The sequence below is a fragment of the Nostoc sp. genome, assembly GCF_036917465.1.
GTDB lineage: Bacteria > Cyanobacteriota > Cyanobacteriia > Cyanobacteriales > Nostocaceae > Nostoc.
Genome location: NZ_JBALDL010000085.1, coordinates 315,658 through 332,425, shown reverse-complemented (window position 1 = coordinate 332,425; position 16,768 = coordinate 315,658). Strand labels below are relative to the sequence as shown.

At 41.6% G+C, this 16,768-nt stretch carries 11 protein-coding genes and 1 pseudogene; 7 read left to right on the top strand and 5 right to left on the bottom strand.

The window, feature by feature from the left end:
• The first annotated feature begins 75 nt into the window (after positions 1-75).
• The 4 genes from V7K38_RS21070 (at position 76) to V7K38_RS21055 (ending at position 8,255) form a co-directional block, all read left to right on the top strand.
• On the top strand, positions 76-5,787 hold the full coding sequence (locus tag V7K38_RS21070) for an eCIS core domain-containing protein (protein WP_334860355.1): 5,712 nt from the start codon (positions 76-78) through the stop codon (positions 5,785-5,787).
• Between the two features lie 75 nt (positions 5,788-5,862).
• Positions 5,863-6,702: a hypothetical protein gene (locus tag V7K38_RS21065; RefSeq protein WP_334860354.1), complete on the top strand. Its 840-nt coding sequence runs from the start codon at positions 5,863-5,865 to the stop codon at positions 6,700-6,702.
• 153 nt (positions 6,703-6,855) lie between these two features.
• The gene (locus tag V7K38_RS21060; RefSeq protein ID WP_334860352.1) at positions 6,856-7,053 is read left to right on the top strand and encodes a hypothetical protein; all 198 of its coding nucleotides are present in this window, start codon (positions 6,856-6,858) and stop codon (positions 7,051-7,053) included.
• A gap of 62 nt (positions 7,054-7,115) precedes the next feature.
• A complete protein-coding gene (locus V7K38_RS21055; protein ID WP_334860351.1) occupies positions 7,116-8,255 on the top strand; it encodes a YbjN domain-containing protein in 1,140 nt (379 codons plus the stop codon).
• An 11-nt stretch (positions 8,256-8,266) separates the two neighbouring features.
• Here the strand turns inward: V7K38_RS21055 and V7K38_RS21050 are convergent.
• The 5 genes and pseudogenes from V7K38_RS21050 to V7K38_RS21030 form a co-directional block, all read right to left on the bottom strand.
• Positions 8,267-8,404, bottom strand: a pseudogene (locus V7K38_RS21050) (Txe/YoeB family addiction module toxin); the annotation flags it as partial.
• 75 nt (positions 8,405-8,479) lie between these two features.
• Entirely contained in the window at positions 8,480-9,124 is a 645-nt protein-coding gene (locus V7K38_RS21045) for an FHA domain-containing protein (protein WP_334860350.1), read from the bottom strand.
• Positions 9,102-11,234, bottom strand: a complete 2,133-nt coding sequence (locus V7K38_RS21040; protein WP_334860349.1) for a substrate-binding domain-containing protein — start codon at positions 11,232-11,234, stop codon at positions 9,102-9,104. Before V7K38_RS21040 ends, V7K38_RS21045 begins: the two co-directional genes overlap by 23 nt.
• Before the next feature lie 34 nt (positions 11,235-11,268).
• Complete coding sequence (locus V7K38_RS21035; protein ID WP_334860348.1) at positions 11,269-11,949, bottom strand: response regulator transcription factor; 681 nt, start codon at positions 11,947-11,949, stop codon at positions 11,269-11,271.
• A gap of 40 nt (positions 11,950-11,989) precedes the next feature.
• Positions 11,990-13,126 carry a sensor histidine kinase gene (locus V7K38_RS21030; RefSeq protein WP_334860346.1) on the bottom strand — a complete coding sequence of 379 codons (1,137 nt, stop codon included), beginning with the start codon at positions 13,124-13,126 and terminating at the stop codon, positions 11,990-11,992.
• 537 nt (positions 13,127-13,663) lie between these two features.
• On the opposite strand from V7K38_RS21030, the gene V7K38_RS21025 reads away from it, so the two are divergent.
• The 3 genes from V7K38_RS21025 (at position 13,664) to V7K38_RS21015 (ending at position 16,754) form a co-directional block, all read left to right on the top strand.
• On the top strand, positions 13,664-14,503 hold the full coding sequence (locus tag V7K38_RS21025) for a Pvc16 family protein (protein WP_334860344.1): 840 nt from the start codon (positions 13,664-13,666) through the stop codon (positions 14,501-14,503).
• A gap of 30 nt (positions 14,504-14,533) precedes the next feature.
• Positions 14,534-16,195, top strand: a complete 1,662-nt coding sequence (locus V7K38_RS21020) for a phage tail sheath family protein (protein ID WP_334860343.1) — start codon at positions 14,534-14,536, stop codon at positions 16,193-16,195.
• 103 nt (positions 16,196-16,298) lie between these two features.
• Positions 16,299-16,754, top strand: a complete 456-nt coding sequence (locus tag V7K38_RS21015; protein WP_251959046.1) for a phage tail protein — start codon at positions 16,299-16,301, stop codon at positions 16,752-16,754.
• Positions 16,755-16,768 lie beyond the last annotated feature (14 nt).

Genomic DNA, 16,768 nt, shown 5'->3' with positions numbered 1-16,768 from the left:
ATCGCAGTACTCTATATATATGTTGGTATTAACAAAATATTCGCCCCCTTACTGCTCGGTCATCAGGAGAACAAAATGGGAGAACACGTAGGACAGCACAAAAAAGCTACCACAGGCTCCTTTTCAATACCTACACTCAAGCAACCGACACGTGGTTTTGGTTTAAACTCTCCTGGTGCTTCGTCCCAAGTAGCTACTGAGGTACAGCTTAAAAAACCTCTAGGTCACGACATTAGCCGAATATCATTGCGCCCACAAACAAAACTCACAGTTAACCAGCCAGGAGATGTTTATGAGCAGGAAGCTGATAAAGTAGCACAGCAGGTAATGCAGAGGATGAGCGAACCTGCTGGAAATCAGCAATCTATCCAACGGGAAGCTTTGCCGGAGGAAGAAGAAGAAGAATTACAAATGAAATCCCTTTCCAATGCCAATATTCCCTCACTACAACGGGAAGCTTTGCCAGAGGAAGAAGAATTACAAATGAAATCCCTTTCCGATGCCAATATTCCCTCACTACAACGGGAAGCTTTGCCGGAGGAAGAAGATGAAGAAGAATTACAAATGAAATCCCTTTCCGATGCCAATATTCCCTCACTACAACGGGAAGCTTTGCCGGAAGAAGATGAAGAAGAATTACAAATGAAGCCTCAAGCAGTTGGGATGCAATTCCTAAACAAACCTCTCACCCACGACATTAGTCGAATGTCACTGCGTCTACAAACAAAACTTACAGTTAACCAGCCTGGAGACGTTTACGAGCAGGAGGCTGATAAAGTAGCGCAACAGGTGATGCAAAGGCAGTCTATCCAACGGGAAGCTTTGCCAGAGGAAGAGGACGAATTACAAATGAAATCCGTGGCGGGTTCCATTACTCCTGTGGTGCAACGTAAGGGTGGTGGAATGGCAGCCACCTCCGACTTGGAAACCTCAATCCAAAAAGAACGGGGAAGTGGACAGCCACTCGCTGATGATGTCCGACAACCAATGGAGCAGGCGTTTGGTACTGACTTTGGTAGTGTGAAAATACACACAGATAGCCAATCAGACCAACTTAACCAATCTATCCAAGCGCGGGCTTTCACCACTGGGCAAGATATCTTCTTCCGTCAAGGAGAATATGCTCCTGAAAGTCACGGTGGGAAGGAATTACTAGCCCATGAGTTAACTCACGTTGTCCAACAAAATGGTAATGCTCTTGGGCGTAAGTTGCTTCCCGACCAAGGGATTAAAAAAAACAAGATCCAAGCCAAAGCCCTACTTAACTCCCCTTCTGGGTATCAACCAGTAATCCAACGTAGAGATAATCCTCCGTCACAAACCGAGCCAGATAAACAGGGACAGCCAGAGCAAACAGCTAATAAGGCTAATTCTGAACAAGGACAAGGGCAAGGTCAAGCGATCGCAGATAAAACTGTAGCAGTAGCTTCACCGCCAGCAAATGGGGCTGGCGCAGGAACAAATTCGCCTCCAGCAGACGCTTCCGGCAATCCATCAGCAAACCAGAATAAAAATAAGGCTCAGAAAGAAACTCAGGCAGATAACCAAGGGCAGTCAAAAGCAGTTAATCAGGCTAATCCCGAACAAGGGCAGAATCAGGCAGAAAAAGTCGCAGTTGTAGGTAAGCCTGGGACAGAAGCAGGTGGTGAAAAAGCTCCCGCCTCTGCTGAAAATGACCCAGCATTCAAAGCAGTAGTCGGCACAACTAAAGAAGTCGCAGGACAGCAGAAGAAACACGAACCCGCTAATAGCAAAGCCCAGGAAGCACAAGCTGCTGCCCAAGCCCCTGGGAACGAAGTAGACAGCAAGGCGCAAGCCAATCAAGTTGGCGAAATGGGGCAGGCTGAAACCCCACAATTTGATGCAGCTGCTTTCAAAGCTAAACTGATGCAGCGCATTGCTGATATGGCTCCCAAGAACTTGGAAGAGGCGGACAACTTTAAAGATAATAATAAACTTGACTCGGTTAAGAGCGATTTGAGTGGCCAAGTCAAAGACGAGCAGAAAAACTCTCAAGAACCGCTAGAAGAGAAAACCAAAGAAAAACCTGACACCAGTGGCATTGAGGCAAAAAAAGTAACGCCATTGCCACAGAATAACCCTGGACAACCGCCGTCAGATATTGGTGCAGACAAAGCAGCACCTAAATCTAAGGGACAGACTGAAGTCGAAGCCCCATTGCAAGATGACAGTAAAAAACTTGACCAGCAGATGAAAGAGGCGGATATTACTGAGGAGCAATTGGCCAACTCCAATGAACCGGAGTTTCAAGGGGCGCTTGCAGCCAAGAAAGATGCCCAAACCAATGCACAAGAAGCGCCGCCCAAATATCGCCAACAAGAGCAAGGCATCCTCGCAACCGCTCAAGCTACGGCGGAAACTACAGCCCAAAAGCATCTGCAAGCAATGCATGGTACACGGACTCAAAGCGTGGGTCAGGTTGGAGATCAGCAAGTGGGAGCCAAGGGCAAGGATGAGCAAGCACGGGCAAAAGTTGCTGGTGATATTAATAAAATTTATGACAATACCAAAGCCAAAGTTGAGAAAACCCTCAGCGATCTAGACGGACAAGTTATCCAAGCCTTTGATACTGGTGCTGCTGACGCGAAGAAAGCCTTTGAGGATTACGTTGGCAAGCGGATGGACAAATATAAGAGCGATCGCTATAGCGGCATTTTCGGCCCAGCAAAATGGGTGTGGGACAAATTGTTTGGTATGCCTTCAGAGGTGAACGCTTTCTATCAAGAGGGTCGCCAGCTTTACATTGCTCAGATGGATGGTGTAATTAACAAAGTTGTCGCCATTATTAGTAAAGGACTGACCCAAGCTAAAGGAGAAATTGCCAGTGGTAAGCAGGAGATTCAGAATTATGTGAACAAACTGCCGCAAGACTTGAAAGGAGTTGGTCAACAAGCCGCCGCAGACATTGACAGCAAATTTGAAGAATTGCAACAAAGTATTGACGATAAGCAGGATGAGCTAGTTGATAACCTAGCCCAGAAGTACAAAGAAAACCTGGAAGCTGTTGATACCCGCATTGAAGAGATGAAGGCAGCAAATAAAGGTTTTATTCAAAAAGCTTTCGACTTCATCGTGGGAATCATCAAGACAATCATTGAACTGACCAAAATGCTCTTTGAAGTGCTAGCACGAGTTGCTGGCGTAGTTGGGCAAATCCTCAAAAACCCGATTGGTTTCTTGACTAATTTGATCCAGGCGCTGAAGCAAGGCTTCCTCAACTTCATGAATAATATCGGGAAGCACCTCCAGCAAGGATTAATTGGCTGGCTGACTGGCACAATGGCAGAAACTGGTATTCAAATGCCAGAAAACTTCGATCTCAAAGGGATCTTTAGCCTAGCCATGCAGCTTTTGGGCTTCACTTATGAAGCAATTCGCGCCCAAGCCGTGAAACGATTGGGTGAAGAAAAAGTCGGCCGATTGGAACAAACTGTTGATGTATTTCAAGTCTTAGCCAGTGAGGGAGTAGCTGGGATTTGGCAGTTTGTCCAAGAGAAGATGGGCGATCTCAACGCTTTGGTAATCGAACCCATCAAGAACTTTATCATTGAAAAAGTGATTACAGCCGGGATTGAGTGGATTCTCAGCCTGTTGACTCCGGCTTCAGCATTCATCAAAGCTGCTAAGGCGATTTATGATATTGTCAAATTCTTTATTGAACGCGCCCAGCAGATTGCCGATTTAATTAATGCTATTTTAGATGCCATTGGTGCGATCGCTAGTGGTGCGATCGATCAAGCAATCAAGGGTGTTGAAAATGCTCTAGCTAAATCTTTACCTGTGGTGATCAGTTTCCTAGCAAGTCTTTTAGGCTTGGATGGTATTGCCGGCAAGATTCAAGCAATCTTCCGCAAACTGCGTAAACCGATGGAAAAAGCAGTTGATTGGGTAATTGATAAAGGAGCGAAAGCGTTTAAGAAAGTTGGTAACAAGGTTAAGAATAGCAAGTTTGGCAAGAAGGCTGGGGAACTGAAAGATTCGGCGAAGGAAAAATATAAAGCTGGTAAGCAGTGGGTTGAGGATAAGAAGGAAGCTGGTCAACAGTGGGTTGAGGATACAAAAGAAGCTACCCATAATTGGGTTGAAGGCAATAAAAAATCCGTCAAGGATAAGTTTGACAAGTCTGGGAATCAAGTCAAAGATAAGTTTGGATTTGGCAAAGATAAGAAAGCCAAAGATAACAAAGATGATGAGCGATCGCCAAAGCAAAAGCAAGACGACCTCAACCAGGCTTTGGCAGAAGCCCATGAATTGATTAAGGATGATAATACATCTGTTAAAGTAGTCAATAAACGCTTACCAGGTATCAAGTCCAAGTATAAGATGACCTCACTTGAACTGGTAGTTAAGAGCCAAAATGGTGCCAAAGAAACTGTCTATGTCAAAGGCAAGGTCAATCCTGAAGGAATAACGCCTAACGAAGAGATGTTGGACGACAAGGCGAACCCAGGAGAATTAGTTAGAAAAGCAAACAGTGATTGGAAAAAAGTAAAAGCAACATACTTAAGTAACCCGGAAATAATGAAACAAATCATTGCTTTCCGCGAGCAAGAGGTGGCAAGGATTATCGCTGAGGTGAAAAATGAGATACCGGGGTTCAAAGAAGAAGCTTTTGGAAGCAAAGATTTAACCTCTGACTACGATGTGACTTTCAATGCTAGCGGTAATCAATCGATTGAAATTAAAGCAGTGAAGCTATTCAACAAAATTTTCCGCCAAAAGTGGAGTAAAGAGTCCGGCACTGTTTTCGACACAAATGTTTATACAACTGGGCATATGCCCGTTGGTGAAGGAAAAGAAGAAAAAGAAAAAGATAAAAAGCAAATAGAATCGCAAATGACACCAGAAGGTAAAGAATCTTCTCAAAAAATCCAAGATGTAATGTCACTTCTGAAAATAAGACGTTTTATGTCTGATCCTCAGTGGAAAAAACATAAGAAGAAAATGGTTAGGGATACTAATGAAAATCAGAAATCAGAAATAACCAGTCGCTTCAATGAGGTTGATACCATTTATCGAGAAGTTAATTCTGAAATGAAGAAAAAGATTAATGATCTCAATCAAAAGGTTATAAAAGTGCCCAATCTGCTTGCTGGTCTTCGCGCATCATATATTAAGAAGACTAATTCGGACGCTGAGATGGAGGCTAGCAACCGACTATATGAAGAGTATCTAGGAGAAGTTGATCAGATATTGGAAGAAATTAAGAAACTCAAGGACAAGGAGGAACAAAGTAGAGAAGATAAGCAGAAGCTGAATGAATTAACCCTCAAATTGCAGGAATTACGTAGCAAAGCACTTGTATTTGCCAATGAAGCTTATCACACAGGGGGGGCAGTCGAACACGTAGTGCTTAACCAACAGATGAGATTAGGCATATCTGTTAACAATCAGCAATACTTGCAGTCAATCAACGAGCAGACAGGTTTCGCAGTTGAGCAAATTAATCATAGTCCAGACTTAGGCACGGCTCTTTGGAAAAGTGCTAAATATGTTGATCGGCTTTGTGATGCAATTAATAAAGTCGATATAAAAGACTTTAACAAACTGCAAGAACAAAAAGAATTGTCGGAATTAGCGCAAGAAATGCTGAAGATTAAAAGAGGGAAGGATAAGTATGCAAACTTGAAAACAGATAAAGATAAATCAAAAGCTGCCGAGCAAGTGGGTAGGGATTATGGGTACACCTCTCAAAAGGCATTTTTAAAAGCTGTTTTGAAATTGAATCGCGAAGCGAATCAACAAGCCCGGAGAGGAAATATTTAGATTTGGACATAAATACCTTCCCCAGATTTGTGACTGAATAAAAAGAGAAATTAGAATTCCAAACACAAGAAGCATATGAACATAGGGTTTTGTTATATTATTCTACGTAATGTGCCAAAAGAAAAAGCACAGATAGATGCAGATATTTATCAGATTGAAGGTGGTTTTCGAGGCTTCAAGCAGGTTATACCTGGGCTTCATTATGTGGGCGTGCAAGTTGATAAAATATATCAAGGCTTTTGGTCTTGCTTGCAACCAAACGAGGTTTTAGTGAAAGTCTTTAACCACACTTTGCAGCAATTTGAAGACGATCAACCCGAAAACACAGATCACTACCAAAAATTAGCATTAGGAGGGGCGATAGATCAGGCACTGCTCCCTTATAACCATAATTCTCGGGAAATATGGGAGAAACTGACTAACCATATTGCTCCTCGTGTTTTTTCCCCAATCCTTAATGAAGAAAAATCAAACCATGCTGCGGTCAATATACTTTCTGACAAGCCCAGTGATTTGTTCTTAGAACAATTATCTCGCTTTGAACAAGCCTTATTTAATACTCACAGTGGTGATACAGAGGCTTTTCTGAGTGAGCTTCAATTTGCCTTTGTTCGATGGTACACCAACATTGAAGATATAGAAGCATTAAATCGCTGGCGTTACCTACTGCAAGCTATTTATAATGCTGGCGAGTCTGGTATTGCCAAAGCACCTGAACTATTTTCCAGCTTGATTGACACTTTGTTAGTGCAGTTCGACTGTTTGCCAGAGGATATGTTTACACCAAACAGCTTTGTCACCAGCCAAGCCAGTTACCTGGCTGAAGATATGATTGACTCAGATATTGAGGGCATTGTCGAGAAAGGGCGAGATTTTGAGGCTTATTTAGAAGAAAAAGGGGTTTTAGTTAACTAATGTGTGCTAGAAAGCCAACATATTCGTTTATGTTGACTAAAATTGCGCCTAATACCTCCTACCTAAAAGCGATCACTTCATACTTGCTTGGTAGTGGGATAATGTTTAGGGCAATCAGTATTTTAACACCGCGATGTATGGTTAAAAATATCAGTGAACGTAAAAGCAGAAGTTAACAAAGCAAGTTCTCCCGAACCTAGTTATCTTTTCCGTCCTGATGATAACTACAACATAGGCGATGCTGTAGGATTCGAGAAAATCCTAAGAAAAAAAAGCAGTTACATAATTGAAATAGCAAATAAAGCACTTCAAGATTTGCAAAATTCTCAGAAATTAAGAGAGGTTAGCTGATAAATGCTACTAATTATGTGATGAATTATCAAGCAAAATCATCAATTGTTAAATAACCATATATGTACGCGATCGCCAAAACAGAAAATCATCAAATAAACACCGACTTAACCCTACACGACTCCTCCCAAACACCCCTAATAGTTCGTGCGATCGCTCTATCCCTCACCAAACATAACAACGAACTAATCGGGTGTTGCCTCACCTTCCAAGTCAACCCGCAACTCTACCAACGCATCGACACCGCCGCCTTATTCAATCTCAAACCAGATGTTCGTAACCCTCTATCATCTGGCAAATTCCTCAGCGAACCAGACATTACCATTAAAACCAGCCTGAAACCAGATTTATTACCACTATTAGCAGAACACGCCGTCAACATAGATGAAACTGCAAAATATATCTTGAATTTAAGCCAAGAACAACCCGCTAACCAAATCCTCTATACCGAAAGCTGGTTAGGTTTATCTGTTAAACAGCAACAAGAATCAGGCGAAATCGGCTATCGTACTCTTTGGTCTTATATTAGTCCAGAAAATCTGGCTCAAACAAGCGTCAATGGTGAAGGAATTGCTGAAGGTATTGTCAATTTTTTTAAAGATTGGAGTGAGGCTAAATTATCTGTAAAAACTCAGAAAGCGTCTGCCAAAATGCTGGAAGGAATCGAGAAATTTTTGACAGAGTTAGCTGATATTAACCCAGATGACATAACACAAAAAATGGAGGCAAATTTTCCACTATCTCCTACAAATGGTAGTATTTTTGAAGCAATAATCAATTTCTTCACAGCCGATGATTGGCCTTTTGTACAACTTCCAGGACAGCCAGCTTTACAAATACCATTTCAAGGCGAAAATGGCAGATGGAATTGTTACGCTAGAGCCAGAAGTGAACAAAATCAATTCGTTTTTTACTCAATTTGCCCAGTCAATACACCAGAAAACAAGCGGCTGGATATAGCAGAGTTTATCACTAGAGCTAATTCTGGTATGATGATCGGCAATTTTGAGCTAGATTTTGCTGATGGGGAAATTAGCTACAAGACTAGTATAGATGTAGAAGGCGATCGCCTCAGTTTTGTACTCATTCAACGGGTAGTTTACGCCAACGTCACGATGATGGATGAATACTTACCAGGGATTTTGTCTGTCATTTATGGTAATCTCTCGGCAGAAGAGGCGATCGCTAAAATTGAAGTCTAGTTAATCAGCCTTTATTCATAGTAATACCGACAAGCGAGAAAATCAATCTGAGTGTTTCTCACCAGATATACAAGCCGATGTTCTAAATCAATTCGCCGCGATCAAATATCTGCATCCATATATTTCAATACTTCCGGCTTTCCAATTCCTTAGGAAGCGATCGCTAGCCAAAATTGAAGGGTAGTTGATCGATCAACTACCCCAGGAAATTTGATAGCTTTTAGCTACACAACATATACCGTAAAATTAACTAGATTGTCTTGACCAAATCGCAGCGAATCGCCATTAAGCAGGCGATATTGCATTCCAGGATTTAAAGGATTGTTGTTTAAATAAATACCATTTGTACTCATGTCAACAATCATGTATGCATTTTGCGACCAGTCCCAATCGACTCGCGCATGACGACGAGAGACTATTCCCTCGCTAGGGATGCCGGTCAAGTCAATTTCTGGCGGCGCTATTCCTGGACTCTGACTGCGGCGACCAATATAACCTCCCTCGCCAACGAGTTGAAATTCTCTCCCAGTGGTATGAATCAGCTTTAAGGCTGGCGCTCTTTGAGGCGGAGGAGTATAAGCAGGCGGTGTTGGTTGATAGGAAACTCGTGGCTGATAGACTGTTGAATAATCAACAGGGGCTTGTTGGGGAGGTTGATAGTTAGGTTGATCTGTAGGTGGCCGTTGATGCTGAACAGGTGGTGGTTGACTAGGTTGTTGTTGAATAGGCGGTGGTTGACTAGACGGTTGTGGTGTTGGGGCAACTACATTACCCACAGGAGTGGAACACCAGGGGCAAACCTTAGCATTGTTAGGTAGGGCGCGGTTAAAATATTCGCAACTAGGATTAGGGCACCGATTTGCAGGCATAGGAATTTATATCATCAGGCATAGGTTGTAAAGCTACAAGACCGACTTTACTAAGTAAACACTGACCCTGACGAGTGGTTAGCATCTGGGCAAATGTAGAACCACCAGGCAGGCGACTGGTGTCTTTAGGATACACTACAAAAATAGGGTATCCCAACGGGTAGCTCTGGAAAGTTGTGACATCAACATAATAATCATCATGTTGACACAAATCATCTGAGGGATTAATTGAGCGGCGATCGCGTCGTTGAAACAGAGGTTGAATTGCTGACTTTTTGCCATCTGCGATCGCTAGTGGATAACCAGTACACTGACTCGAAGTTTTACTGATAATCCCAAAACTGATAATACCAGTGCTTCGCCCATCTAGAGTCTCGCTGCGAATCTGATTTTGGGTTTTTGTTGTATCAAGTTTAGTAACATTTGCTGCAAAGAAAGCTTCGTCTTGAGGGACATTTTTGAGAACTATTTCTTGAAATTTACTGATTGCTTCCGGTTCAGTTGGGGCAAAAGGTTTCACAGGCAGATTTGGAAGTTTGGGGCTAATTTGTTGCCAATTGGTAATTTTACCTGTGTAAATTTGACGCAATTGCTCAAGATTTATTTGCCCCCCAAGAGCATTAGCAAGATTTGAATCTCTCTTGTTAAAGGCTACAAAAACAATTAATCCATCATAAGCAACTGTTTTTTTAACTAGTTTATCTGTGATGTTGTCTCCCAAACTAGTAATTGCAAAATCTTTTTTGTTTATTTGGACTTGTTCGATACTTTTAATCGGATTATTTACATTTAATGACAAAACAGATTCATAGTTAAATGTTGCTGTTGCATCTAACTTGGGTCTAGTGAATAACTCTCCTAAACGACTGTTGTCTACTGGTTGCGTTAAAATATAACTCCACGTACTGTCTTTTTCTCCTGTGTAAGCAAATTGTCCAGAAGGAACATTAGAGACTTCTGAGAAATTCCGCACAAGTTTAGACCATAGTATATATTGATTAGAATTATCTGTTTTCTTGCTCAAAAACCAATATAAAATTCCTCCACCGAGTAGTAATAAAGCCAGGATTCCGATCAGGATTAAAGGCATTGGCAAACGTTTTTCTATTGCTTGAGAAGCTGGAGAACGCACCGAACTTTTGCCATCATCTTGTTTGGGAAGTTGCAGCAATGCTTGACGAGCCATTTCAGCATTCTCGAAGGAAGTTTCTAGCCCCATTAAGTGATAAATAAACTGTTTTAAATGGCTATCGGTATCTGGCCAATTTTGATTATCTTTAGGGTCAAGAGGTTGGTTGGATGAAAAATTAGTTGTCCGTCCCACCCATAAATAAAAAGCTAGCAATCCTAATGATTCTAAATCTTGCTCAGGTCTGGCGGGTGCAGGTTGGGGAATAATAGGTGGAATAAATAAGTTTTCCCAGGTAGCTAAATCGCAAAAATATATAGAGAACTTTTGATTATTTTCTACTTTAATTAAAGTACTATCTAAACTAATATTGCCGTGAGTTATACCCAGTTGTGTTTGATTGGAGGGAAAACGCAGCTTTTGGGTGTGGAGAAACTGAAGAGTTTGTAAACCTTGATTTAATACCTCACGGACATCGGGAGATGACATTGCGCCCTTCTCAATCAGAAATTTCCCTAAAGTTTGGGATGACTCTATGCCTTGAGTAATAAGATAGCAGCGTTGTCCTTTATCATCTGCGATCGCTTCTCTCGTTTCCACAAGACGGAAGTTTTGAATTCGACTATCAGCTAAACTTACCCCGCCTACCCGTTTGAAAGTATCTTTTCGCTTCAGAGTCTCGCTTTCATTAAAACAACGATTGGGTAGCAGATATTCTTTGATGATGACAGGTTGTTTGTCCTTGAGTTGGATACCTGAGTATAAGCGGCCTAAACCCCGCACACCGAGAAAACTAGTTATTTTATAAGTTCCCTGACTTCCTTTAATCTCAGCCTCCTGTGGTAAAGTTGCCGGGAAACCACATTCCAGGCAAAACTTAGCCCCCTTGATTTGCTGCGCCGTTTGGAAAGGGCGATCGCAACTTAAGGGAGAATTGTACGAACAGGGGTATTCTTGATAAAAAGATTCAAATGAAGACATATAAACAATTCAAAATTCAAAATTCAAAAAGCTATCAAGCGTGAACTAATCCTAACTTGAGGGCAGCCACAATAGCTTGAGTGCGACTATTAACCTTCAATTTTTCAAAAATACTGGTGAGATGCGCCTTAACAGTCGCAACTGTTACATATAAATGTTTGCCGATTTCTTCATTAGAAGCACCTTGAGTTAACCAGTATAAAACTTCTTGCTCTCTTTCGGTTAAATTTACCTTATGACATGCTTTCAGACAAGAGTCTGAATAAGCCTGAAAAAACCGGAAAAATCGACTAGCAACTTCTGAAGGCAGATAAATTTCCGATCTTGTAACAGTCTCAATCGCCTCACACAATTGTGTTGCTACACGATTTTTAAATACATAACCTGCGGCTCCTGCCTGCATTGCTCTAAAAATCCAGTCATCTTCTTGATGAGCCGACAACACTAAAACCTTCCCAGTGTAAGCAATTTCCTTAAGACGTGACAGAACTGTAATTCCATCACATCCCTTCAATTGCATATCCAGCAAAATTAAATCTGGACACTTCTGGGCTGTAAACTTTAAAACCTGCTCTACAGAATCTGCATCACCCATAACTTCTACAGGTAAGGCAGAATTAATACTATAGAAACTGAGAAGAGTACGTAATCCTTGCCGGAACCGTTCTTCATCATCTACCAATAAAACCGAAAGTTTCTTATTATCATTAGCCATCTTTCTAATTACAAATTACATTAGCCACGTAAAAGCATCATTACGAATTACGGATTAATTCTCCCCTCCTTCTCCGAGGCAAAATTACAGAAAATTGCGTTCCACTTTCGGATAAAGCTTGTGCCCAGATACTCCCTTGATGATCCAAAACAATTTTTTTAGCAATAGTTAAGCCTAGTCCTGTGCCTCCTTTACGCCGAGAATAAAATGGAGTAAATACTTTTAGTAAATCCTCTTCAGATAATCCTCGCCCTTGATCTGAAATTTTAATTAAAACTTCATCTTGAAAAATTTGCCAGCTACAGGTAATAGTTGCTGAGTAAGGACTGAAATGGACAGCATTACTGAGGATATTATCAAACACTTGTTTCATTTGTAATTTGTCTAGGTTCAGTATCGTTGATGTATCGGGAATCAATATTTTGAGTTTTTTCTGATTAATTAGAGGTTGTAAATTTGTGATACTTTCAACGAACAAACTTCTCAAATCTTGAGATTTTACTCTTAATTTTGCTCCTTGTCCACAATCAATAAGCTCATTTAAATTAGTATCTAAATCTTGTATACTTTCACCGATGATTGTTGCTTGCCCTTGCCAAGGACTATCCTCTAACCCTAAGCATAAGTTATGAGCATACAATCCTATAAGCCCTAGAGAGTTACGCAATTGATGACCTATCCGATGCAAGATATCTTCTAGGAGTTGAATTTCAGTTTTTTGTCTTCCATAATCTAAGTAAATATCTACATACTTACTCAGGAGCATAGCAGAGCGTTTTACGTATAACTGTAAATTCTCTGAGAGAGGTTTATGAGTAATGATTTGAATGTATTCAGGTTTTTGATTTCTATAGGCGATAGGACAAATGTAAGAAATAGATGAAAAATCCTTCAGTCTAAATTCATGCAAAGTCAAAGCAGGCGGAAAATCTGTTAACCATGCTTCAGAGCGCAAATAAGCTAAAGTTTTTGGGGAAAAAGGAGCTTGGTGTTGACCATAATTGATAACTTCCTGATGATTTTTCAGCAAGCAATCATGATAGACAATCCGAGCGAAAAAGATTGGATATTGACTAGTTAACTGCTGAGACTCTAGCTGACAAAAGCTCTGAATATCTGAGGAATTCAAATAATTCGAGCCATTCTCTAGTTTTTGTATATAAAAGCCTAGTGTCATAGCTTCACTCGCTTTTTGCAACCAAATATTTTACTCTTCTGCTGACCAGTATAAAATTATGCAGTCTTAGTAATGTTTATTTTTTTGTTAAGTTATCTTCTTGGATGCTTAATAGAAAAAATTATTAAGTTTATATTCATAGGCGCTTCTCATCGATCTAAGTATATATAGATAAGTAGTAGTTATTATTTGTCATACTGGAATAAATCTTGTGAGGATAAGCGTATCGCCCGCCCCACAAGAAAAAATGTTGTGCATCCGATTAAGACTTGCCCCAGACTAATCTACAAACTGAAGTCCCTACTTTTCGGATTTTTGAAAATATAATATCTTCCAGCCCTCCATTATTAAGAGAATGGGGAATGGGGAAGAAGCAAGGGAGCAGGGAGATTAGTTTTCCCCTCTGCCTCTTTTCAATTCCCAATTCTCAATTCCCAATTCCTAATTGAAAAAATATCGACAAAAGTCTAATTAACTTTAGAAGGCTGATACATATACTGTAGATGCATCTGGATTAGCTACCAGCAGAACACCTTCATGCTTATCTTCGTTCTTCAAACTTTAGCCGATATTCTCGCTGGAGGAACCTCACTTACCAGTACAGAGCAAATTGACTTTAGCCATCCTGGTAATCGAAGGGAAGAGGGAGCAGGGCCGACTCTCAATTTATACATTTTTGATATACGTGAGAGTAAGCAGGTACAACATTCTGGTAGGCAAGTTGAGCGCAAGCTAACACGCGCTCTACAACCTGCCACTGTAAATTGGGCACCCGCTTGGTTTGATGTTTCGCTGCTATTAACAGCCTGGGATAGAACAGCTTTAGGTGAACATCACTTTATTAGTGAGGCGTTGGCTGTGCTGTTGCGCCATCGCACCTTAGAAGAGGAGTTTTTGGTTCCTGAATTACGGGGTTATGGTAATTTGAACATGACAGTTGCCCTAGAGCCACCAATTGAAATTGGTTCTTTATGGAGCGCTCTCAATGTGCCATTGCGTTCAGCCTTATATTTAACAGTTACAATCCCCTTTGAGCCACAACCTACTCCAGTACCTTTGGTTTGGGAGCGGATTTTCAATTTGCGAAATCAATTGTCTCGTGATAGTGACAGTCTAGTATTAACCAGGCGAGTTGCGATCGCGGGTATTGTCAAAAGTGCGGTGACAAATCTGCCACTGGTAGCGGCAGAAGTAGCTGTGAGGGCAACTGAAAAGTCCGTATTAACCACTAAAGAAGGGCTGTTCTTTTTTGAAGACCTTCATTTAGGTAATTATGTTTTGACTCTGAATCATCCGGGCTATTTACCTCAAAACGTCAATGCATTGGTAGATAACCAAAGTAATACTTTCAAAGAAATATTTCTAACTCCTGAATAATTAGATTTTTACTGACTTGGAGAGATTTTTATGGCTAGACTTGATTACTTTGCTCCTGGTGTCTATATCGAAGAAATTGACCGGGGTAGCCGACCAATTGAAGGTGTTAGCACGGCAGTTGCCGGATTTGTAGGCTTTACAGAAGAGGTTCGTGGTGGGGCTGAGTTATACAAGCCCATGCTAGTAACCACTTGGACGCAATACTTAAACTATTTTGCCCGTCTCAACTCTGACGGCTTCACCGACTTCAACGCCTATTTACCATTTTCAGTCTACGGCTACTTTATGAATGGGGGCGGTCGTTGCTGGGTAACAAGCATCGGCACTCAGTTACCAGGCGCACCCAGACCGGCAACTCCAGAACCGGCTACTCTCAGAATCAACTCTAGAGGTAATCGTCCAGCCCTCCGCTTTACTTTGCGTCCTGAGCAAGCAGCAGGCGGATTAGTAAATCTCCTCATTATTGATGGTTCGCCCCGCGCCTTACCTGAAGGTACTGAAGGTGAAGCACCTCCAAATACGGGTGAATATTTCACTATCCAAATTCGCCGGGAAGATGAACTTCTAGAGGAATACGAAAACTTGACAATGAACCGCGAACCTGCTGCTCAAGCAGCGACTTATGCGGTGACGGCATTGAGAAATTCGATGTACATCACCTTAGAAGACATAACTCAAAGTGGACAGCCTTTAGCTCGTCGTCCGGTAAATGGTCAATATGAACTAGCGCCGCCCATTGTCGCCGCTCCACCCGACAGATTTTCACAAAATTTAGAAGGGGTACGAGACGATCGCACCGGGGTACGCGGTATCTTTGAAGTTGATGAAATCACAATGCTGGCCTGTCCTGATGTGATGCGGGCTTATCAAGAGCAGATACTTAATTTAGATCAAGTTCATGGCATCATCGAACTGATGATTAGTATGTGCGAAGGTTCTGCCAGTGGCGATATTCCCAACCCGCCCAACCGCATGGTTGTACTTGATGCGCCACCGGATGCCGTCAAACCTCAGCAAGTAGTGGAATGGTTGAATAGATTTAACCGTCGTTCGATGTTTGCAGCCCTTTATTATCCTTGGATTAAAGTACCTAATCCACGCGATCGCGGTAATCCAATTTTAGTACCTCCTTGTGGTCATGTGATGGGTGTTTGGGCCCGCACTGACGAAACCAGAGGAGTTTACAAAGCCCCTGCAAATGAAGTTCCTAGAGGCGTAATTGGTTTGGGCTATGACACCAACTTCCGCGAACAAGAACTATTAAACCCCTTGGGGATAAATTGTATTCGCAGTTTCCCAAATCGAGGTATCCGCATTTGGGGCGCACGCACTTTAGTTGAGCCAGATAAAACAGAGTGGCGTTACATCAGTGTGCGGCGGTTAATTAGCTATATCGAAAAATCTCTAGAACTGGGAACTCAATGGGTAGTTTTCGAACCCAACGACCAAGATTTATGGGCGCGTGTAACTCGCACCGTCAGTAATTTCTTAGAGCGTATCTGGCGTGAAGGTGCATTGTTTGGCGCATCTCCAGCACAAGCGTTTTATGTCAAGTGTGACGAAGAATTGAACCCACCAGAAACCAGAATTTTAGGACGTTTGTACATCGAAGTCGGTGTTTGCCCAGTCAGACCAGCTGAATTTGTTGTTTTCCGCATCAGCCAATGGAATGGTATTGAAGATAGCGAATAGCGAATAGGGCATTGGGCATTGGGCATTGGGCATTGGGGAAAGAATTCTTATAACTCCCCATTCCCAATTTCAAAATTAATCACACACAAAGGAGTCTAAAAGTATGGCAGGCGAATTTTTAACCTCTTGTAAATTTTACTTTGAGGCTGATGGAATTACTGATAAATTTATCAAAGAAATTAGTGGATTAGGCGTTGAGAATACTCCAGCGCAAGAAGTCCACGGTTCATCTAAAGGCGCGAAACTAATGCGTCAAGCTACACCAACGGTTGTTAAATTTACTAACATTACAGTAAAAGTCATCGCCACAGATGATATAGACCTTTATACTTGGTATCAAAAGTGTAACGAAGATATGGGTGATCCTCGTCAGTGGTCACAGAATCGTAAGACTGGTTCAGTGGTTGCTTACGACCAACAAGGCTCTGAAAAAGCACGTTGGAACATTGTAAATTGTTATCCCTGTAAATACACTGGGCCTACCTTAACAGCCTCTGGTGGTGATATGGCGAATGAAACAGTTGAATTGGTTCACGAAGGAATTAAAAGGATCAAATAATTAACTTATGCAGT